21 protein-coding genes and 1 tRNA gene are annotated in these 18494 nt (G+C 64.3%); 7 read left to right on the plus strand and 15 right to left on the minus strand.

Going from position 1 to position 18494, the window contains the following annotated elements; translation table 11 throughout:
• The first annotated feature begins 191 nt into the window (after positions 1–191).
• The gene (locus tag ACAX61_RS16475) at positions 192–458 is read left to right on the plus strand and encodes a hypothetical protein (protein WP_370715822.1); all 267 of its coding nucleotides are present in this window, start codon (positions 192–194) and stop codon (positions 456–458) included.
• A gap of 45 nt (positions 459–503) precedes the next feature.
• On the opposite strand, the gene ACAX61_RS16480 is transcribed toward ACAX61_RS16475, so the two are convergent.
• Positions 504–1649, minus strand: a complete 1146-nt coding sequence (locus tag ACAX61_RS16480) for an N-acetyltransferase (RefSeq protein ID WP_370715823.1) — start codon at positions 1647–1649, stop codon at positions 504–506.
• 94 nt (positions 1650–1743) lie between these two features.
• On the opposite strand from ACAX61_RS16480, the gene ACAX61_RS16485 reads away from it, so the two are divergent.
• Positions 1744–2835, plus strand: a complete 1092-nt coding sequence (locus ACAX61_RS16485; protein ID WP_370715847.1) for a fatty acid desaturase family protein — start codon at positions 1744–1746, stop codon at positions 2833–2835.
• 38 nt (positions 2836–2873) lie between these two features.
• Here ACAX61_RS16485 and lptG read toward each other — a convergent pair whose 3' ends face one another.
• From lptG to obgE, 8 genes are all read right to left on the minus strand, one after another.
• Positions 2874–3968 (minus strand): LPS export ABC transporter permease LptG, encoded by a 1095-nt coding sequence (lptG, locus tag ACAX61_RS16490; protein ID WP_370715848.1) that lies wholly within the window; start codon positions 3966–3968, stop codon positions 2874–2876.
• A gap of 2 nt (positions 3969–3970) precedes the next feature.
• Positions 3971–5140: an LptF/LptG family permease gene (locus tag ACAX61_RS16495; protein WP_370715824.1), complete on the minus strand. Its 1170-nt coding sequence runs from the start codon at positions 5138–5140 to the stop codon at positions 3971–3973.
• A 100-nt stretch (positions 5141–5240) separates the two neighbouring features.
• On the minus strand, positions 5241–7148 hold the full coding sequence (locus ACAX61_RS16500; protein ID WP_370715825.1) for an ATP-binding protein: 1908 nt from the start codon (positions 7146–7148) through the stop codon (positions 5241–5243).
• A gap of 31 nt (positions 7149–7179) precedes the next feature.
• On the minus strand, positions 7180–8448 hold the full coding sequence (spt, locus tag ACAX61_RS16505; protein WP_370715826.1) for a serine palmitoyltransferase: 1269 nt from the start codon (positions 8446–8448) through the stop codon (positions 7180–7182).
• 7 nt (positions 8449–8455) lie between these two features.
• Positions 8456–8701, minus strand: coding sequence for an acyl carrier protein (locus ACAX61_RS16510; RefSeq protein ID WP_370715827.1), 246 nt, complete (start codon positions 8699–8701; stop codon positions 8456–8458).
• Positions 8702–8768: 67 nt separating this feature from the next.
• Positions 8769–9671 carry an NAD-dependent epimerase/dehydratase family protein gene (locus tag ACAX61_RS16515; protein ID WP_370715828.1) on the minus strand — a complete coding sequence of 301 codons (903 nt, stop codon included), beginning with the start codon at positions 9669–9671 and terminating at the stop codon, positions 8769–8771.
• Complete coding sequence (gene proB / locus ACAX61_RS16520) at positions 9668–10813, minus strand: glutamate 5-kinase (RefSeq protein WP_370715829.1); 1146 nt, start codon at positions 10811–10813, stop codon at positions 9668–9670. The genes ACAX61_RS16515 and proB overlap by 4 nt, the downstream gene beginning before the upstream one ends.
• A complete protein-coding gene (gene obgE, locus ACAX61_RS16525) occupies positions 10798–11877 on the minus strand; it encodes a GTPase ObgE (protein WP_370715830.1) in 1080 nt (359 codons plus the stop codon). The genes proB and obgE overlap by 16 nt, the downstream gene beginning before the upstream one ends.
• 184 nt (positions 11878–12061) lie before the next feature.
• Here obgE and ACAX61_RS16530 point away from each other — a divergent pair, with 184 nt between their 5' ends.
• Both ACAX61_RS16530 and ACAX61_RS16535 read left to right on the plus strand, forming a co-directional pair.
• Positions 12062–12274 (plus strand): cold-shock protein, encoded by a 213-nt coding sequence (locus tag ACAX61_RS16530; protein WP_370715831.1) that lies wholly within the window; start codon positions 12062–12064, stop codon positions 12272–12274.
• 61 nt (positions 12275–12335) lie between these two features.
• Positions 12336–12527: a hypothetical protein gene (locus tag ACAX61_RS16535; RefSeq protein ID WP_370715832.1), complete on the plus strand. Its 192-nt coding sequence runs from the start codon at positions 12336–12338 to the stop codon at positions 12525–12527.
• A 2-nt stretch (positions 12528–12529) separates the two neighbouring features.
• Here the strand turns inward: ACAX61_RS16535 and ACAX61_RS16540 are convergent, their stop codons facing one another.
• Positions 12530–13105, minus strand: coding sequence for a TetR/AcrR family transcriptional regulator (locus ACAX61_RS16540; protein WP_370715833.1), 576 nt, complete (start codon positions 13103–13105; stop codon positions 12530–12532).
• A 43-nt stretch (positions 13106–13148) separates the two neighbouring features.
• On the opposite strand from ACAX61_RS16540, the gene ACAX61_RS16545 reads away from it, so the two are divergent.
• Positions 13149–13994: a metal-dependent hydrolase gene (locus ACAX61_RS16545; RefSeq protein ID WP_370715834.1), complete on the plus strand. Its 846-nt coding sequence runs from the start codon at positions 13149–13151 to the stop codon at positions 13992–13994.
• A 32-nt stretch (positions 13995–14026) separates the two neighbouring features.
• Here the strand turns inward: ACAX61_RS16545 and ACAX61_RS16550 are convergent, their stop codons facing one another.
• The 4 genes from ACAX61_RS16550 to hspQ form a co-directional block, all read right to left on the minus strand.
• On the minus strand, positions 14027–14563 hold the full coding sequence (locus ACAX61_RS16550; RefSeq protein WP_370715835.1) for a GNAT family N-acetyltransferase: 537 nt from the start codon (positions 14561–14563) through the stop codon (positions 14027–14029).
• Between the two features lie 165 nt (positions 14564–14728).
• Positions 14729–14998: a 50S ribosomal protein L27 gene (gene rpmA, locus ACAX61_RS16555; RefSeq protein ID WP_370715836.1), complete on the minus strand. Its 270-nt coding sequence runs from the start codon at positions 14996–14998 to the stop codon at positions 14729–14731.
• Positions 14999–15023: 25 nt separating this feature from the next.
• Complete coding sequence (gene rplU / locus ACAX61_RS16560; RefSeq protein WP_370715837.1) at positions 15024–15329, minus strand: 50S ribosomal protein L21; 306 nt, start codon at positions 15327–15329, stop codon at positions 15024–15026.
• A gap of 122 nt (positions 15330–15451) precedes the next feature.
• The gene (gene hspQ, locus ACAX61_RS16565) at positions 15452–15832 is read right to left on the minus strand and encodes a heat shock protein HspQ (protein ID WP_370715838.1); all 381 of its coding nucleotides are present in this window, start codon (positions 15830–15832) and stop codon (positions 15452–15454) included.
• Between the two features lie 124 nt (positions 15833–15956).
• Here hspQ and ACAX61_RS16570 point away from each other — a divergent pair.
• A tRNA-Ser gene (locus ACAX61_RS16570) sits at positions 15957–16047 on the plus strand.
• 110 nt (positions 16048–16157) lie between these two features.
• Positions 16158–17336 (plus strand): site-specific integrase, encoded by a 1179-nt coding sequence (locus ACAX61_RS16575; protein ID WP_370715839.1) that lies wholly within the window; start codon positions 16158–16160, stop codon positions 17334–17336.
• Positions 17337–17345: 9 nt separating this feature from the next.
• Here ACAX61_RS16575 and ACAX61_RS16580 read toward each other — a convergent pair whose 3' ends face one another.
• Entirely contained in the window at positions 17346–18233 is an 888-nt protein-coding gene (locus tag ACAX61_RS16580) for a hypothetical protein (RefSeq protein WP_370715840.1), read from the minus strand.
• Between the last annotated feature and the right edge of the window lie 261 nt (positions 18234–18494).

Here is an 18494-nt window from a genome sequence, read left to right on the forward strand (position 1 = left end):
GACGCCTGCCGTAGCGTCAGTCAGGGTTGGCGGATTTTGCCAAGCTACGGCGGAAATTGCCGACTACATGTGTAATCGACTGCAGTGGTGCTGGTAAGTCATTGAAACGCGGTCGTACGAAAACTGGCACGCGCAATGCAAATCATCTGGTGTCGCCAGCCCCCGCGGCGACAATGGAGGAGGAGCAATTCATGTCGACCATCAACCGCACCCGCACGGCCATTCTGGTTGCCGCCGCCGCATTCGGTGTTACCGCTACTCAGCCTGCCCTTGCCGCAGAAGACACCAAGCCTGCTGCTGCCCCTGCGGCAGCCGCCGCGGCGCCCTATACCGTCTCCGACAATACGCGCATCTGTGTTCGCGAAACGCTGACCGGTTCGCGCGTGCCGCGCATGATCTGCAACACGATGAAGCGCTGGAAGGATCAGGGCGTCGATCCCTTTGCCGGCCGCCGCTGACCCATCTGCGCCGCTCCGGGGCCGTTCACCCCGGAGCGTGCGCGGTTACAGCGATTTGCCGAAGATGGTGTAGCGCTTGTTGATTCGGCTTTGAATCGCGTCGGCGATGGCGATCATTCCCTGATTGTCGTCCAGGATCCAGCCGATCTCACCGCGCGAAGCCCCGTAGCGCGACACCGCATCGCGGCGGATATATTCGATCATCATGAAGGCCAGTTGGCTGGCCAGCCGCGACGCCTGAAGCCGCTTGACCACGCCCATCAGCGGCACCCGCATCGTTCGCGCCTTTGGCCGACGCAGCCACCACAGCAGCTTCGCCCAGCCGAACGGGAACAGGCGACCGCCCAGCGGCGCAATCGCTTCGTTCAGGTCGGGGAGAGTGATCATGAAGGCGACCGGCTCGCCATCGACCTCCGCAATGCGGATCAGGTCGTTGAAGACGATGGGCTTCAGCTTCTTGCCCACATCGTCGATCTCCGGCTGGGTCAGCGGCACGAACCCCCAGTTATCGCCCCATGCATCGTTCAGGATGGACAGGATGATTGCGGCTTCCTCTTCGAAGCGCGATTTGTCGACCTTACGGATGTTGATGCGGGCATTGCGCTCACCGGCGGCGACGATGCGCTGGACGATGGGCGGGAACTCTTGTGTGATGTCCAGGTCATAGGTGACCAGTTCCTTGGCGGGACTATAGCCCGCCGCCTCAATCCACGCGCGATATTCGGGGCGGTTATGCCCCATCATCACGGTCGGCGGATGATCGAACCCTTCCGTCAGCAGCCCCGGTTGTTCCCAGATCGAAAGGCTGATCGGGCCGAGCGCGCGCGTCAGCCCCTTGTTGCGCAGCCAGGTCTCGGCCGTGGCGATCAGCGCGGCGGCGGTTTCGGCGTCCTCGGCCTCGAACAGGCCCCACTGTCCGCAGCCCGGCCCAAAGCCGCGATCGGCGGGCATGGTCAGTGCCAGCGTGTCGACATGCGCCGAAATGCGCCCGACGGCCCGGCCGTCGCGTTCGGCCAGGAACAACTGCGCCTCGGCATGGCTGAACCAGCCGTTCCGCTTGGGGTCGATGGTTTCGGCCACTTCGCTGCGCAACGGCGGCACCCAATTCGGGTCGTCGGCATTCAGACGATAGGCGAGGTCGATGAACGTGCGGGTGTCGGCCTGAGTGGCGACGGGGCGGACCTGTATCATGCCGCTTGCGTTCCGCGTGCGTGGCGCGCTGTCAAGCGATTGCGCGCCCACATACTGCCACTATCTCATGCCAATGACTGCGCCCATGAACATGATGACCGTGAATCAGATCGACGCCGCCGGTGTGGCGTCGAAGCGGATGACGGCCCCGGTTCGCGACCGGTTGGCCGAGGACAAGGCGATGCTGCGAAGCGCCGCCGAGTTGACGCGCGACCTGTTGAAGCCGCGGCCCGCGGTTTACTGGACCGACCTGATCGCATCGTGCGTCGTCGGTTATGGCGCGTTGTTCGCGTCGATGACGCTGGCGGCGAGCGGCTGGGCTGTCGTGGGGTTCGTGGTGGCGGTGTTGGCGCTGTACCGTGCGGCCAGCTTCATCCACGAAGTCAGCCATATGAAGCATTCGGCGCTGCCCGGCTTCCGGCTGGGCTGGAATGTGCTGGTCGGCGTGCCGCTGATGGCGCCGTCCTTCATGTATGAGGGGGTGCATAACCTGCATCACCAGCGCACGCGTTACGGCACGGTCGAGGACCCTGAATATCTGCCGCTGGCGCATATGAAGCCGTGGAGCGTGCCGCTATTCGTGCTGGTGGCGGCGCTGGGGCCGATCGGGTTTCTGATCCGGTTCGGCATCCTGACCCCGCTCAGCCTGTTCAGCCCGGCGTTGCGCCGCGAAGTGGAAGCGCGCTTCTCGGCGCTGGCAATCAACCCCGATTTCCGCCGCCGCCCCGCCGAGGGAGAGGCGCGCAAGCTGTGGTGGCGATATGAAATCGCCGCCAGCGCCTGGGCCATCGGCATCGTCGCGGCGACGGTCGCCGGGATCGTCCCGATCAACGCGTTCCTGATCTACCTTGCCGCGATTTCGCTGCTGATGGTGGTGAATCAGGTCCGCACGCTGGTCGCCCATCTGTGGGAGAATGAGGGAGAGGTCATGTCGGTGACCGCGCAGTATCTGGATTCGGTCAACGTGCCGCCGCCGGGTATGCTGCCCTTCCTGTGGGCGCCGGTGGGCCTGCGTTACCACGCGCTGCACCACCTGTTGCCGGGTCTGCCCTATCACTCGCTCGGCGAGGCGCATCGCCGCCTGTCGCGGGCGCTGGAGCCGCAATCGCCCTTCCACGCCGCCAATCATCGCGGGCTGCCGGGCCTGCTGCTCCGGCTGGTGCGCGGCACGTTCGGTCTTCGGTAATGATTTGAACAGCCGTTCCGGTCGCTGACCGGGGCGGCTTATTCCTCCGTCCGGATCAGCACGGCTTCGCCGATCAGGAAGAACAGCAGGAACGGCGCCCATGCCGCCAAAAAGGGCGGATAGGCACCCAAATTGCCCATCGCCAGCGCGAAATTGTCCGCGACGAAATAGGCGAAGCCCAACCCCATTCCGATCACCGCGCGCACGAACAGCTTGCCAGACCGCGCCACGCCGAACGCGGCCACCGCGCCCAGCAGCGGCATCAGGATCGACGAGAGCGGCCCCGACAGCTTGTGCCACAACGCGCCCTCCAGCGCCTTGGTCGGGCGGCCCGCAGCCTCCAGTTCGTCGATGGCGGTGGCCAGCGCCGTAAAGGACAGGCCATCGGCATCGACACTCGCCAATGTGAACTGATCGGGGCTGATGCCGTCGCCGACATGCGCGGTGCCCAGATTGTCCAGCCGACCCGCCGTCACGTCAAAGCGCTTTGCCCCCTCGACCCGCCAGCCCTGTCCCTCACGCTGGCCCGATGTCGCCGTCAGGACCGAGCGCAACGTGCCGCCGTCGCGGACATACAGGGTGATCCCGCCCAGCCGCGCCGCATCGCCGCGCCCCTGGACCTGGCGCACATTCATCAGGTTGTTACCCTCACGCACCCAGACATTGGCGCGTTCGCCCCGGTCGATGGGGAGGGGCCCGTAATCAACCCGCTGCCACTGGTCGAGCGTCGCGGTCGCGCGCGCCACGACTCGTTCGTTAAAGGCAAAGCTGACAGCCGCCACGCCCAGCGCGGTGACGATCAGCGGCGCCAGCACCTGATGCGCCGAAAGTCCGGCGCCCTTCATCGAGACGACTTCGCTGTTCTGGTTCAGTGTCGTCAGCGTGATGATCGTGCCCAGCAGCACCGAAAAGGGCAGGAACCGCGCGATGATCTCTGGCGTGCGCAGGCTAACATATCGCCACACCTCAGACTGGCCATTGCCCTCATAGGCAAGGATGCGGCCGCTTTCCGACAACAGGTCCAGCGCCTGCAACACCAGCACCAGCGCCGCCAGAATGGCGAAGGTGCGCAGCAGGAACATCTTTCCCATGTAAAAGGCGACGGTGCGGGAAGGGAAAAAGGACGGACCCATGCTCATGCCCTGCGCCGCCGTCCGGGCAGGCGGCGCGCGATCATCGCCACCAGCTTTCCGGCCCAGCGCTCCAATGCCCCGATCGGCTGGCCGCCGGGAACGAATGCAATCTGGTAATACATCCACAGGATCAGCGCGGCGAAGATCGCGAACGGCACCCACAGGGCGATCAGCGGGTCGATCCGGCCCAGGCCGCCGACTGCTTCGCCATATTCATTGACCTTGTGATAGGTCACGATCATCACGATCGACAGGAACACGCCCAGCGCCGACGACGACCGTTTTGGAGGTACGCCAAGGGCCAGTGCCAGCAACGGCAACAGGAACATCGTCGCCACTTCGACCATGCGGAAATGGAATGCCGCGCGGCTGGTGTCGCGCACCTCCTCCGGCACGCCCGGATCGTGGCCCAGCACCACCAGTTCGGGGAGCGTGCGTTCCAGATTGCGGTCGCCGCGCGCACGAAACTGTCCAAACTCCGGCAGGGGAATGGGTAGGTCGTGGCTGGTAAAGGTCAGCACGCGTGGCTGGACATAATCCGGCGAGTTATGGACGAGTGCGCCGCGGGTCAGGCGAAAGATGATCGTGTTCGGATCGTCGGTACGAAAGAACTGGCCCTTTTCCGCCGTCGCCGCGTACCAGCTGCCGTCCTTAGAACGGAAATTGACGAAGATGCCCGACAGATCGGCGCCATTGTCGCGGCTTTCCTCGATCCGCATCGTCATGTCGTCGCCGAAGCTGGTGAACTCCCCCACCTTGATCGAGGCGCCCAGTGCGCCCGAACGCAGCTCGAACCGCAGTTCCTCATACGCATATCGCGCCGTCGGCTGGACAAAGCCGACGATCGCTAGGTTCAGCGCCGCGAGGATGATGGTATAGATATATGGGACGCGCAGCAGCCGCGAGTAGCTCATGCCCACGCCGCGCAGCACGTCCAGCTCGCTGGAGGACGCCAGTTTGCGGAACGCCAGCAAAATGCCCAGCATCAGGCCGATGGGGATACCCAGGCCCAGATATTCGGGCAGCAGGTTCGCGAGCATTTTCCACACGACATTCACCGGACCGCCTTCGGTCGCGACGAAATCGAACAGGCGCAGCATCCGATCCAGCACCAGCAGCATCGCCGCGATGACCAAAGTCGAAAACAGCGGCACCGCGATCAGGCGAGCCATGTAACGGTCGATCGAGGCCATGAGAGGGGGTCGGGTGCCTTTGCGGTTCGCGCCTTCGGACGGGCCTTTCTGCGTCTATACGCACGCCCGGCGCCGCTTGTCAGCCCCCGGCGGCGTCCGCCACTGCCGCTTCCAGCGCGGCGAGGGTGAAGGGCTTGCGCAGAACATGCTCGCCGCCGAGCGCACCCTCGTCCAGATCGCTGGCAAAGCCGGTGACGAACAGCGCCTTCAACGCAGGCCGCTCCGCCCGCAACGCTGCTACCACTTCGGGGCCGGTGCGACCCGGCATCACCACGTCGGACAGAACCAGATCGACAGACGCCATGTCGCGCAGCGCGGCATTGGCGGCCAGCGGATCGGCGCAGGGCACCGGCCGGTGGCCCAGCTCACCCAGGGCGGCAACGGTGGTTTTCAGGACGCGGGGGTCGTCCTCCACCACTAGAATGTCGAGCCCTCGTGCGCCAGAGACGATCGTGCAGCCCTCGTCTGTCGCGATTTGGGCCGGCGGGGCGGCGACGTGGCGGGGCAGGTAGAGCGTGACCGTCGTGCCGCGTCCAGGCGCGGAGGCGATCGTGATGTCCCCGCCCATCTGCCGAACCGAGCCGAAGACCTGACTGAGGCCAAGGCCGGTGCCCTTTCCGACCGGCTTCGTCGTGAAAAAGGGCTCGAACACGCGCGCCTGAACCTCAGGGGTCATGCCGTGGCCGCTGTCTGTGACCGAAATGGCAACGTGATCGCCGCCGGTGCAGGCGCCGACCTGTTCCGGTTCAAGTGTGATCGTGGCCGTCGTGATGGTCAGCGTGCCCCGGCCGTCCATTGCGTCACGTGCGTTCACCGCGAGATTGAGCAGTGCGTTTTCGAGCTGGTGGCGGTCGGCCCAGATCGCCCAGTCCCCATGTTCGCGGCGCGTTTCGATCCGCACCGCATCGCCCAGTGTGCGGTCGAGCAACGGCGCCATGCCCGCGACCAGAGCGCCGGGGTCGAGCGGCTCCGGCGCCAGCGCCTCCTCGCGCGCAAAGGCCAGCAATTGCCGCGTCAGCGCCGCCGCGCGATTGGCGCCCTCGGTCGCCAGATCCAGATGGCGGACCGTCTGGGCATTGTCGCCCGCATGGCGCCGCGCCAGCTCGACGCTGCCCAGAACCACGGCCAGCATATTGTTGAAATCATGGGCGATGCCGCCGGTCAGCTGGCCGATCGCTTCCATCTTTTGCGCCTGTGCCAGCCGTGCTTCGGCGGCGGCGCGCTCGCCCTGCTCGGCGATCAGGCTGGCGGTGGCGGTCACGACGGCGGCTTCAAGCTCGATGGCGCGTGCGCGTTCGTCGGCGGCTTCCGCATCGGCGGCCTTGCGCGCCCTGATCGCCTGAACCAGGCTCCAGCCAAAGAACAGGCCAACAGCCAGCAGCGCCAAACCGGCCACCAGCAGAGCGCCGGCCAGCCGGTTGGTGCGGACCACTGTCGCATCCATTTCGACCGAGCGGGTGTCCAGCAGCGCGCGTTCGCCCGCGGTCAGCTCCTCCATCAACGTCTCTATGCGGGCCAGTGCGGCGCTGTCGCGCGCGTCGTAATAGGCGGACAGCGACTGGTTATGGCGGGCATAGTTGCTGAACAGCGCGATGCGCGACAATTCGTCGCTACGCTCGGCATAGGCGCGCCGCAGCGCCTCGACGCGGCGGCGCTGCGGCGGATTGTCGATGACCAGATGCCGCAGCATCGCGATCTGACGGTTGGCGCGGGCCCAATCGCGTTCGTACCGTACGCCCAGCAGCTTGTCGCCGCTGATGACGAAACGCCCCAGCGCCGCCTCTGCCCGGGCAAGGCTTTCACCGACCGATCGGGTGAGGACCATCACCTCGAAACTGTGCGACCGCCGTTCGATTGCCCGATCGCGCGCGACGTTCGAACCGTTGACGGTACGCACCAGTCCGAACGCGACACCAAGGCCGAGCACCAGCACCAGTGCCAGCACCCAGCCACGCCAATCATCCTTTAACCAGCGAGGTATCCCCACCCTCACTACGCCCAGCCCCCCGGTCGAGCGATCAGTCGATGACGCCAACCGCGCGGCCGGCGGTCGCGAACATCTGTGTAATCGCCTCGATCTGTTCGGGGCGATGTTCGGCGCACAGCGAGCAGCGCAGCAGGAACGTCCCCGCCGGCGTCGCGGGCGGGCGCGCCATGTTGACGTACAGGCCCGCCTCCAGCAGCGCCTGCCACATCACCACCGCCTGCTGCTGATCGGTCAGGATGACGGCGATGATCGCGCTGTCTGCCTGTTCGGTACCCAGTTGGAAGCCGAGCGCCTTAAGATTGGCGTGCAGTGTGCGCGCGTTCGACCACAGCCGGGCGCGCTTTTCGGTGGCGGTCATCAGCTTGGTGATCGACGTCGCGGCCGTGGCCACGACGCTGGGCGGCAGCGACGCAGTGAAGATATAGGGGCGGCAGGCCAGCCGCATCACTTCGAACTTGGGGTGGTTCGACACGCAGAAACCACCGACCGTACCGACCGATTTCGAAAAGGTGCCGATCACGAAGTCGATGTCGCGGCCCAGCTCAAGGCCCTGTTCCTCATATACGCCGCGACCATGTTCGCCGAAGAACCCCATCGAATGGGCCTCGTCCGACAGCGTCATTGCGCCATGCTTGCGCGCGACGGCGACCATCTCCTTGAGCGGCGCGATGTCGCCGAGCATGGAATAGACGCCCTCCAGCACCACCAGCTTGCCGGCGTCGGTGGGCAGGCGGCCCAGCCGCTTGTCCAGGTCCTCCACCGAATTGTGGCGGAAACGCACGATTTCGGCATTGCCCAGCGCGCAGCCGTCGTAGATCGACGCATGGCTGTCGGCGTCGAGGATGATGTAGTCGCCCTTGCCCGCAATGGTCGAGATGATGCCCAGATTGGCCTGATAACCGGTCGAGAACACCATCGCGTGATCGGCGCCGTAGAATGCGCGCAGGGCGTCCTCCGCCGCGATATGGTCGCGGAAGGTGCCGTTCAGCATCCGGCTGCCATTGGTGCCCGAACCGAACTGGTCCAGCGCCGCCTTGCCCGCCGCAATGACATCGGCATCAAAGGTCATGCCCATATAGTTATAGGTGCCGAGCAGGATCGTGTCCTTGCCGCGAATCACCGCTTCGGTGGGCGATTTCACTTCGTCCATCACGATGGCGAACGGATCGCGCACGCCGGTCGCGAGCAGCGCCTCGCGCTCCGCGATCAGCGCGTCGAATTTGGAGAACAGGTCGCGCGCGGGCGCCGCTTCGGGCGCGTCGGCGGGCAGGGGGTGCGCGGTGGCTGCGGCTTCGGTCATGGCGTCCTCAGTCGGCCTTCAGCTTCTGCACCGCATCGACCAGCTGACCGATATTTTCGATTTCGGCCTGCATGTTCATGGTGATCAGGATGTCGAATTCATCCTCGATCGCGGCGACGAAATCCATGACGGTCAGGCTGTCCCATTCCAGATCGCCGGCAAAGGTCGTCGCTTCGGTCAGGGCCACGCCCTTTTTGTTGAAGGGTTCGATCTGCTTCGCGACGGTATCGAAAACGGCCTGGCGGTCGGACATGGAACGGTCTTTCAAAGGGTCGATGGAGCCGCATGTGACAGGGCAATGCGGCGGCTTTTCGGCGGGCTTATAGCAGGCCCTCGGCGCGATACCACTCAGCGGTGGCGGCAAGCCCGGCTTCGGTCGCGATCTGCGGCCGCCACAGGGCGGGCGGAGGGCGCCGGTCGGCACGGACCACCCAGTCGGGATGGCTGAAATAAGCGGCGCGGTCGGGCGTCAGCTTGGCCCGGTCCCCCTGCACAGCGCGCGCGACACGCGCTGACAGTGCCAACAGCGCGCCTGGGGTCGAAATCGGCACGACGCGCCGCCCAACCGCCCGGCCCAGCGCATGAGCAAATTCGACATGCGACCAGCCGAGCGGCGTTTCGTCGTCGGCCTCGTAAACGGCGCGCCCGTTGGTGCCGGCCAACGCGAGCAGCAATTCGGCCAGATCGTCGGCATGCAGCGTCGAGAAGCGCCCCGGCGGCGGCAGCGGCACCACGCCGCGCCGCGCCAGCCGGAAGATCTCGAGCATCTCATGGTCGCCGGGACCGTAAATGGCGGGCGGGCGCACGATCGCCCAGTCGCGGTCGCTGGACTGGACGGCGGCGTCGCCCTCCGCCTTGGACCAGCCATAGTCCGACAGCTGGGGTTCGCGCGCCGACAGCGACGAGACATGGACGAAACGCGTAACGTCGGCGTCGCGTGCGGCGGCCAGCGTGGCGCGGGTGCCACCGACATTGCCCGCCACGAACCCGGCGCGGTCGCGCGCATTCACTACGCCCGCTATATGGATCACCGCATCGGCACCGCGCGCCAGTTCGGCCAGTGCGTCCGGCGTGTCGAGCGCCCCGCGCACCCATGTCACGCCCGTGCGATCCGGCTGGTCGCGGCGCGTCAGGGCGCGAACACTGTGCCCCTTCGCCAAGGCGCGATCGATCAGCCGCTTCCCGACAAAGCCGGTGCCCCCGGTGACTGCCAGCACGCTCATAGCAGCGCCATGTGGTTACGGTGGACCAGTGCCGATCGCGGGGCATAGCCCAGCAACGTCGCCTGCTCCTCGCTGCGTTTGCCGACGACCAGCGCGGCATCGGCGTCGCCATATTCGGCCAGCCCGCGTGCGATCTGTCGCCCGTCGGGGCCAACCAGTACGACCAGGTCGCCGCGCGCAAACCGACCGTCGACTCGCGTTGCACCGGCGGCCAACAGGCTGCCGCCCGCCCGCAATGCTTCGATCGCGCCGATATCGACGTGGATGGTGCCGCGTGCGGTCAGGCCGCCGCGAAGCCACGCCTTGCGCGCGGGCGCGGCGTTCGATGCGACGAACAGCGTGCCGCGACCTGTTTCGGAAAAGCGAGCCAGCGCGTGCATCGGATGGCCGCTGGCAATCGCCAGATGCGCCCCCGCCACGACCGCGATTCGCGCCGCTTCGACCTTGGCGACCATGCCGCCCGATCCCATGCCCGATGCCGAATGGCGGTCGGCCATATGCTCAACCGCCGCGACATGATCGACGCGCGGGATCAGCGTGGCGTGGGGGTCGGTCGACGGATTGGCGGTATAAAGCCCGTCGACGTCGGACAACAGCACGACACCCTGCGCCATTGCCGCGCCGCCGACGCGCGCGGCCAACCGGTCATTGTCGCCGAAGCGAATCTCCTCGGTCGCGACCGAATCGTTTTCGTTGATGATCGGCACGACACCCAGCTTGAGCAGCCGGTCCAGTGTCGCCGCGGCGTTCAGATAACGGCGACGATCCTCAAGATCGTCCAGCGTCAACAGCATCTGCGCGGCGGTCAGGCCATGGTCGTGCAACAGCGTGGCCCAGGTGCCCGCCAGCGCGATCTGTCCAGTCGCGGCGGCCGCCTGAGCATCCTCAAGGCTGGCGCGCCCGCCCTTGGCAAGGCCCAGCCGCCGCGCGCCCAGCGCGATCGCGCCCGACGAGACGACGGCGATCTGTTGCCCCGCCTTTGCCCGCGCGGCGATATCACTGACCAGACTGGCCAGCCATTCGCGGCGAATCTGTCCCGCCGGATCGACCAGCAGCGCCGATCCGACCTTTACGATCAGCCGAGGGCAGGCAGCAGGGTCGAAGGGGGCGGCCGCCCCGTCTGGGGTCAGACCGGCGACCATGCCTTTTCTTCCCCATCGGCGTCGTCGCCGCTTTCATCATCCTCGCGCATTTCGGCATAGGTGGTGACTTCGGCGGGGCCGATCGCTTCGATCAGCCGGTCCAGTACCGATTCCACCCCGATTCCCGTCGCGCCCGACATTGGCAGCACCAGCGCGCCGCCCGACGCTTCTTCCAGTTCGGCGGAGATGGCTGCGATCAGTTCGTCGTCCAGCAGGTCGCACTTGTTGAGTGCGATGACTTCGGGCTTGTCGGTCAGGCCCGATCCATATGCCTCGATCTCGTCGCGGACGATGCGATAGGCTTCACCCACATCCTCGCCATTTGCGTCGATCAGGTGCAGCAGCACGCGGCAGCGTTCGACATGGCCAAGGAAGCGATCACCGATCCCCGCACCGTCGGCTGCCCCCTCGATCAGGCCGGGGATGTCGGCCAGAACGAACTCGCGGCCCTTGTGTCGTACCACGCCCAATTGGGGGCGGGTGGTGGTGAAGGCGTAATCGCCGACCTTCGCCGACGCATTGGTGACGGTGTTCAAAAAGGTCGACTTGCCTGCATTGGGCAGGCCCAGAAGGCCAGCATCCGCCAGCAGCTTCAACCGCAGCCAGACCCATGCCTCTTCACCCGGCCATCCGGTGCCGTGCTGGCGCGGGGCGCGGTTGGTCGACGTCTTGTAGCTGGCATTGCCGCGCCCGCCATCGCCGCCGCGCAGGAACACCACGCGCTGGCCGACATGCGTCAGGTCGAGCAGGACGGTCCGTTCATCGTCATCGGCCAGTACCTGTGTACCGACCGGCACCTTGATTACCAGATCGTCGCCGCCGCCGCCCGTGCGGTTCGAACCCGCACCGCCCTTGCCGCGCTGGGCGCGGAAATGCTGGGTATAGCGAAAGTCGATCAGCGTGTTCAGGCCAGCGACTGCTTCGAAAATGACGTCGCCGCCCTTGCCGCCGTCACCGCCGTCGGGCCCGCCATATTCGACGAATTTTTCACGCCGAAAACTGACGGCGCCACCGCCGCCATGCCCCGAACGGACATAGATCTTGGCCTGGTCTAGAAAATGCATCGCAGCGCCCTAGCGCAAAGGGGGCGGGGCGTCACCCCGCTTGCGGTTTGATGGGTTAAGGCCCATATGCGGATGGCTACAGTCGCAAATCGACGGTTCTTGGCTTTGCGGCTCGTTCCTTCTTTCCCTGCACCGCGGCAAGAATGCCCTGTGTTCATCGCGGGGCGCCAAGAAGGAAAATACCATGAGCACGACCGGAACCGTCAAGTTTTTCAACGCCGACAAGGGCTATGGCTTCATCGCCCCCGACAATGGCGGCACCGACGCCTTTGTCCACATCAGCGCTGTCGAGCGTTCGGGCATGGCGACCCTCCAGCAGGATCAGCGCGTGGCGTATGAGCTGGAGCAGGACCGCCGCGGCAAGATGGCGGCGGTGAATCTGCGCGCTGCCGACTGACGTTCAGGGCGCGGCGGCCATCCCGGTCGCCGCGCTACCCGTTACGGAAAAGGAAGCGCACATGGCCAATAATGCCACTTTCTATCGCGATCGCGCCGAGTTCGAGCGACAGAACGCTACCGCTTCCACGCTTGAGAATGTTCGGGAACGCTGCGAACGCGCAGCCGCTTCCTGGGACGCCATGGCCGTTCGGGCCGAGCGCGTCGAGCGCGACCGCATGAACGCGCGCAAGGAATCGCCGTCGCAGGTCTGATCCTATCCCTGTGATCTGACCAGCGCTTCCAGTGCCAGTCGCCGGGTCGTGTCGCGCGGCAGCCCCAGCGCCCGCGTCATCGATCCGCCAAGCAGCGCATCGCCCAGCGCCATCAGCACCAGTTGCAGCGTATCGGCATGGATCGGCTTGTCGGGCCGGGCCGATGCACTCAAATCGTCGACCAGCCGATGGATCGCCTCCAGAATCGGGTCCAGCGCGTCTTCGTTGCCGGTCAGGATCATCCAGCTGGCCAGCGCGCCTGCGCCTTCGGTATCGAACGCGTCGAAGGTCAGGTCGACCACCTCCCGCGGCTCCTGCCCGCCGATTCGCGCGCGAATGGCCGCTTCTCCGATTTTCGCGGTGATCGTGTCCGCCATCATCCCGGCCAGCGCCTTTTGCAGGCCCGATGCCGATCCGAAATGATGCAGCAGATTGGCGTGAGTGCGGCCGATTCGCGTCGCCACCGCCTTAAGCGTCACAGCCTGTGGTCCCGCTTCGATCAACAGATCGCGGGCGGCGATCAACGCGGTTTCGCGAGATGCTTCGGGTGACAGGCGGCGGCGGACGGCTATTGACATGGGTGTAAGTAAAATCCAGATTTCTTCCATTAGGAGGATTTGGATGGCGAAGGCAAAGACTCCCGCCGATTTGACGATTACGCCGCGCGACCTGCGTTTCGGGCGGAAGGATGCGCCAGAGCGGTGGTGGCTGAACGGCGACCCGATCGCTACGGCATTTTACAACGCCCTGTCGGTTACTTTCCCCAAGGGAGAGGCGTTTTTCATCGACAGCGTTCGTCAGTTCCGCGACGGCAGCCCGCCACGCCTGGCTGCCGAGATTCAAGCGTTCACCAAGCAGGAAGTCATCCACACCCGCGAACATGTCGCGTTCAACCGGCATGTCACTCGACAGGGTTATGACGTGTCGCGACTGGAACAGCGGGTCGAGGATGAAATCGCGCTGACGCGTGACAGGCCGCCGATCGGTGCTTTGGCCGCGACCATGTGCCTCGAGCATTTCACCGCTATCCTGGCGCACGAGCTCGTCGCCGATTCGCGCCATTTGTCAGGCGGCGACGCGGAGGCGGCGGCTTTGTGGCGGTGGCACGCGATCGAGGAGATCGAGCATAAGGGCGTCGCTTACGACACATGGCTGCACGCCACGCGCGACTGGCCGCGCTTTCGCCGCTGGTGGGTCAAGACGCTGGTGATGCTGATTACCACGCGCAAGTTTCTGGTGGGGCGCTGGGTCGGGATGCTCGACCTGTTGGCGCAGGACGGGCTGACTGGCTGGCGGGTGAAGGCGCGGCTGCTGCACTATGCGCTGGTGCGACCGGGTATGGCGCGCAAGGTGCTGGGCGCGTGGCTGAGTTTCTTCCTGCCCGGATTTCACCCGTGGAACCACGACGACCGCGCGCTGATCGGCCGCGTCGACAGCGAATTCGCAATGGCGCGCGTGGCGGGCTGACGAGCGCGCAGGGCGATCGTCAGCCCGCAGCGTCAGGCGGCGAGGGCGAGGGGGTTGGCCGCGCGCCATTCGTGCATGACGCAATCGACGTCGCTTCCCCGCGCAAGGCAGGGGCGCCGCCGGATCTCGCCCGTCGGGCGGAAGCCCAGCCGCGCGAGCACGCGTGCCGAAGCGGGATTGTCGGTGAAATGCCCCGCGACCAATTGCGGGATGCGCAGGCTGTCGGAAAGCGTGGCGAGCAGCGCAGCGCCCGCTTCGGTCATCAGCCCGCGACCGCGCGCCTCTGGTGCCAGCCAATAACCCAGTTCGCGCTGACCCCGCTCGTCGCGATGCACTCCAATGCCGCCGACCAGCGCAACCGCCGGGCCGATATGCTCGAAGATCAGGAAACGCGGCTCGTCGATCTTCTCCGGCAATGCCAGAAAGGCCTGTGCGTCGCTCAGGGCATAGGGCCATGGTGCGCGGCTGAGCATCGTGACGATGCCGGGATCGGCAATCGCCCGGGCAAGCACGGGGGCGTCCTCGGCCCAGCCGGGCCGCAATGTCAGGCGTTCGGTTCGCACGAACATGGGCACTCTCCTCGATTCGGCCGCGCCGCCTGGTGGCGATGCGGGCTGGGGCGAGGGGAGCAAAGAAAAAGGGAGCCGGGGCGGACCCGTCTCCCTTCTCTAGTGGCTGGTTCCGTCGATCGGAACCCGGGTCAGCCCTGGTGGGCAACCCGGCCGGTTACCCGATTATTCGGCGGCTTCCGCCATCGGCTGGACCGCGCAAAAGGTGCGACCAAGGCGACCCTTGGAGAACGCGACCTGGCCTTCGGTCAGCGCGAACAGCGTGTGATCCTTGCCGATGCCGACATTCGGGCCCGGATAATATTTCGTACCGCGCTGGCGAATGATGATGTTGCCCGGAATGACATGCTCGCCACCGAACTTCTTCACGCCAAGGCGCTTGCTTTCCGAATCGCGACCGTTGCGCGACGAGCCGCCAGCTTTCTTATGTGCCATTGCCTATACTCCTCGTGGCTCGCGATCAGGCTGCGTCGCCGATCGACACGATCTTCAGGATCGTGTGATTCTGGCGGTGGCCGTTCTTGCGGCGATAGTTGTGACGGCGACGCTTCTTGAAAACGATCACCTTTTCGCCCTTTGCCTGGGCGATGATCTCGGCGGCCACGGTCAGGCCAGCGGCCGACTTGAGGTCGCTGCCTTCGCCGGCGAGCAGAACGTCGTCCAGCGTGACCGAATCACCGGCCTCGCCGCCGATCTTCTCGACGACGATCTTGTCTCCTGCGGCAACGCGATACTGCTTGCCGCCCGTGCGCACGACTGCGAACATGGCCTAAAATCTCTTTCAGCAATACGATGTCCCGCACTGACCCAGGGGCCATGCGAGAGTGAAGGCGTCCGCTATGCCACGAACGCGATTCTGTCAACCAAGGATGGCGAATTCGTTACGTATTAATGGCGGTGAACCGGCTTCAGCCGGTAACCGCCGCCCGATACGCGGTCGAAGAGCCCTCCGATCGCCGGATGTTCGACAGGCTCGTCGCTTTCATCGGTGATCAGATTCTGTTGGCTGACATAAGCGACATAGGATGATTCGCCGTTTTCCGCCAGCAAATGGTAAAATGGCTGATCCTTTCGCGGGCGCACCGCTTCAGGAATTGCCTCATACCATTCCTCTGTATTGGCAAAGACGGGGTCCACGTCGAACACCACGCCGCGAAAATCGAACAGCCGGTGCCGCACGACATCGCCCACATTGAAGCGCGCATGCGCGACAGGGGGCATTGCCATGGCGGCGTCGAGGGGGAGTGCGGGGGTGTTCGGTCGATCCATAAAAATGAATCTAGTGGCAATTCGCGTTCGCACAAGCAGGGGCTTGCAGAGCCGGAATCATTCAGCTAACGGCGCCTCCTCATCCGATCGACCGGCCGCTTGCGGCTTATACGGATACCCTCGCGGAGAGGTGGCAGAGTTGGTCGATTGTACCGCACTCGAAATGCGGCGTGCCCTAGCGGGTACCGTGGGTTCGAATCCCACCCTCTCCGCCAAGACTTTCCTAACCGATTGTCTTTCCTCGACTTTTTGAAACAGCGTCGCTTTCCACCGTCCCGGTGCTACAAAGTGGTGCTACAAAATGCGGTTAATGACGCATGTTCGAGTGTCGAGTGATGGCGGATTTGAAGTCCGTATTGTGGTGCCCGCTACCCTTCGAACGACGATCGGAAAGACGAACCTGACCCGACGCCTCGGGAGGGTTTCCAAATCGGATGCCAATCGACTGGCGGCCCCGGTCATCCAACATTTTCGTGATCTGATTGAGCGAGCGAAAGCTGGGCCGCTCGACGAACCGTTTCCCTTGCCTGCTATCGCTTCGGTTCCGTCGAAGGCCGTCCGCCGACATGCTTCCTCGCCGAACCTGATGGCAATCTTTGAGGGATACCTACGCGAGCGCCAACCGTCGCCCGCGACCATCAAGCGTTGGCGTCCCGTGATTACCCATCTGGTCGAGTATCTCGGGCATGACGAGCCGCGCCGTATCAGCGCCGATGACATTATTGGTTGGAAGGAGGCGCTCGCTCGTCAGGGAGTAAGTGGTCGGACGATCCGTGAAGTTTATCTTGCTTCCGTCAAGGTTGTGCTCGCATGGGGCGTCGAAAATCGAAAGCTGGACGCTAACCCCGCTGCTGGGGTGTCAGTGCGCGTGCCGAAGCGGCACCGCCCGCGAGGCCCCAGCTTCACCTCTGCGGAGGCGCGCACGATATTGTCGGCATCCCTGTGTAGGGACCATGGCAAGATAAGTCCTGAACACGCACTCGCTCGACGCTGGATTCCGTGGATTTGCGCCTACACCGGCGCGCGTGTTGGCGAGATTGCGCAAATGCGCGGTTGCGACATTGCCGAGGTCGAAGGTTTCTGGGTGATGCGGATCACGCCGGAAGCTGGTTCAACCAAAAGTGGACAGGCGCGTATGGTGCCGCTGCATCCGCATCTGGTCGAGCAGGGTCTGCCTAGGATTGCCCAAAAAGCAGGCGAGGGGCCAATCTTCTTTGATCCGGCGCGCGGTAGAGGTGGGTCTGCTGGCAACGCCCATTATCGAAAGGTCGGCGAGCGCTTGGCCGCGTGGGTGCGCGACCTCGGCGTCGATGACCCTCATGTCCAACCCAATCATGGCTGGAGGCACTTGTTTAAGACGGTTGCGCGGCGTGCTGGGATAGCGCCAGAAGTCCGTGATGCTCTTCAGGGGCACGCCCCCCGCAGCGTTGGTGAATCCTATGGGGACTGGCCGGTTGACGTTCTCGCAGCGGCGGTTGGAACCTTGCCGCGCTACGACCTATGAGTTCACGATTTATCTGTATTCGTTGCGTTTGCGCCGTCGTTCCCCCGGCATGGTGCGGTCCATCCGAACAAACCAGCTTGCGTCGTTATAGCTCAATAGATGTGGGGCCACTGGTTTGATTGAAAGATAAGCCCCAAGTTCGCTGGGGGACATTACTTTGGACTTCAGGGAACGAAGTGGCTCTTTTTTCGCAAGGCTTTTGCAAGCGAGCAGCAGTGGGCGGTCGGTGGTGAGAAAACAAATGGCTCCATGGCGTTCAGCCGTGCGAATATGCCATGCGTCTTGATCGCATTTCTTGCCTAGTTGTTCGCGCAGAAGTGCGTAGAGATCATGAAAAAGTTGATCGTCAGATTGAGCTAACCGCCGCCGCTGCTGCTGCTCCACAGTGGGAAGATTCATCCAAGACGGTCCCAAGGTGGCGGGTGCGGAGCCGTCCACACTTTCGAGTTTGAGGCCAGAGAAGAGGGAGTAGTCGAAGTAGCCGTAGCCTCGATAGCGGCCAACCGGCTGCCTGAACCGCTCATCGTCGAGTTCAGCCGACTGGCAAAGCTCAAGAACTCCTTGACGCGCTAGGTAAGCGATGCCGGTAAGAAAGGTGGCATTGCGGTATTTCTCCGTATCGTTCCTCGCGCCGTATACCGGAACACGAGCCTGATACCCGGTATGCCCAACTCGGTCGCCCCAGTGAACAGCACCGGTAGTTATCCACCGCGTCTCATGCGTGATCGCCAAGTCTAGGACAGTGTTATCAACGAGAACGCGGATTGGTGGCAAGCCGCTTTGTCGCATACGGGCGTCATGGGTCGCACGGTTGAGGTGAAACTGGGCGAGGCGAGGATACAGCTTGAACCGTAGCCGTTCTGGAAGGCTTCGTAATCGGGCTAACGCACGAATCATCAACGCTCCTTGAACTGTGGTCACGTGGTCGATTGTTTGTTGACCCAGCCTTCGAGACTTCGACAACCTTTGTAGCACCGGGACGGTGGAAAGCGACGCTGTTTCAAAAAGTCGAGGAAAGACAATCGGTTAGGAAAGTCTTGGCGGAGAGGGTGGGATGCCGATCTCCGATCTCGTCGATTTGGTAATAGCGTGCGCTCGTTGAGTGCCGGATATGCCGGATTGTAGCGGTTTTGTGTAGTCTTGAGTTCGACGGAGAGG

This window comes from Sphingomonas sp. IW22 (assembly GCF_041321155.1).
Taxonomy (GTDB): domain Bacteria; phylum Pseudomonadota; class Alphaproteobacteria; order Sphingomonadales; family Sphingomonadaceae; genus Sphingomonas.

Excerpts from the sequence above, each read along its gene's own strand:
- ACAX61_RS16475 (WP_370715822.1), top strand. The coding sequence starts at position 192 with ATGTCGACCATCAACCGCACCCGCACGGCCATTCTGGTTGCCGCCGCC.
- ACAX61_RS16480 (WP_370715823.1), bottom strand. The coding sequence starts at position 1,649 with ATGATACAGGTCCGCCCCGTCGCCACTCAGGCCGACACCCGCACGTTC.
- ACAX61_RS16485 (WP_370715847.1), top strand. The coding sequence starts at position 1,744 with ATGACCGTGAATCAGATCGACGCCGCCGGTGTGGCGTCGAAGCGGATG.
- lptG (WP_370715848.1), bottom strand. The coding sequence starts at position 3,968 with ATGGGTCCGTCCTTTTTCCCTTCCCGCACCGTCGCCTTTTACATGGGA.
- ACAX61_RS16495 (WP_370715824.1), bottom strand. The coding sequence starts at position 5,140 with ATGGCTCGCCTGATCGCGGTGCCGCTGTTTTCGACTTTGGTCATCGCG.
- spt (WP_370715826.1), bottom strand. The coding sequence starts at position 8,448 with ATGACCGAAGCCGCAGCCACCGCGCACCCCCTGCCCGCCGACGCGCCC.
- ACAX61_RS16510 (WP_370715827.1), bottom strand. The coding sequence starts at position 8,701 with ATGTCCGACCGCCAGGCCGTTTTCGATACCGTCGCGAAGCAGATCGAA.
- ACAX61_RS16515 (WP_370715828.1), bottom strand. The coding sequence starts at position 9,671 with ATGAGCGTGCTGGCAGTCACCGGGGGCACCGGCTTTGTCGGGAAGCGG.
- proB (WP_370715829.1), bottom strand. The coding sequence starts at position 10,813 with ATGGTCGCCGGTCTGACCCCAGACGGGGCGGCCGCCCCCTTCGACCCT.
- obgE (WP_370715830.1), bottom strand. The coding sequence starts at position 11,877 with ATGCATTTTCTAGACCAGGCCAAGATCTATGTCCGTTCGGGGCATGGC.
- ACAX61_RS16530 (WP_370715831.1), top strand. The coding sequence starts at position 12,062 with ATGAGCACGACCGGAACCGTCAAGTTTTTCAACGCCGACAAGGGCTAT.
- ACAX61_RS16535 (WP_370715832.1), top strand. The coding sequence starts at position 12,336 with ATGGCCAATAATGCCACTTTCTATCGCGATCGCGCCGAGTTCGAGCGA.
- ACAX61_RS16540 (WP_370715833.1), bottom strand. The coding sequence starts at position 13,105 with ATGTCAATAGCCGTCCGCCGCCGCCTGTCACCCGAAGCATCTCGCGAA.
- ACAX61_RS16545 (WP_370715834.1), top strand. The coding sequence starts at position 13,149 with ATGGCGAAGGCAAAGACTCCCGCCGATTTGACGATTACGCCGCGCGAC.
- ACAX61_RS16550 (WP_370715835.1), bottom strand. The coding sequence starts at position 14,563 with ATGTTCGTGCGAACCGAACGCCTGACATTGCGGCCCGGCTGGGCCGAG.
- rpmA (WP_370715836.1), bottom strand. The coding sequence starts at position 14,998 with ATGGCACATAAGAAAGCTGGCGGCTCGTCGCGCAACGGTCGCGATTCG.
- rplU (WP_370715837.1), bottom strand. The coding sequence starts at position 15,329 with ATGTTCGCAGTCGTGCGCACGGGCGGCAAGCAGTATCGCGTTGCCGCA.
- hspQ (WP_370715838.1), bottom strand. The coding sequence starts at position 15,832 with ATGGATCGACCGAACACCCCCGCACTCCCCCTCGACGCCGCCATGGCA.
- ACAX61_RS16580 (WP_370715840.1), bottom strand. The coding sequence starts at position 18,233 with ATGATTCGTGCGTTAGCCCGATTACGAAGCCTTCCAGAACGGCTACGG.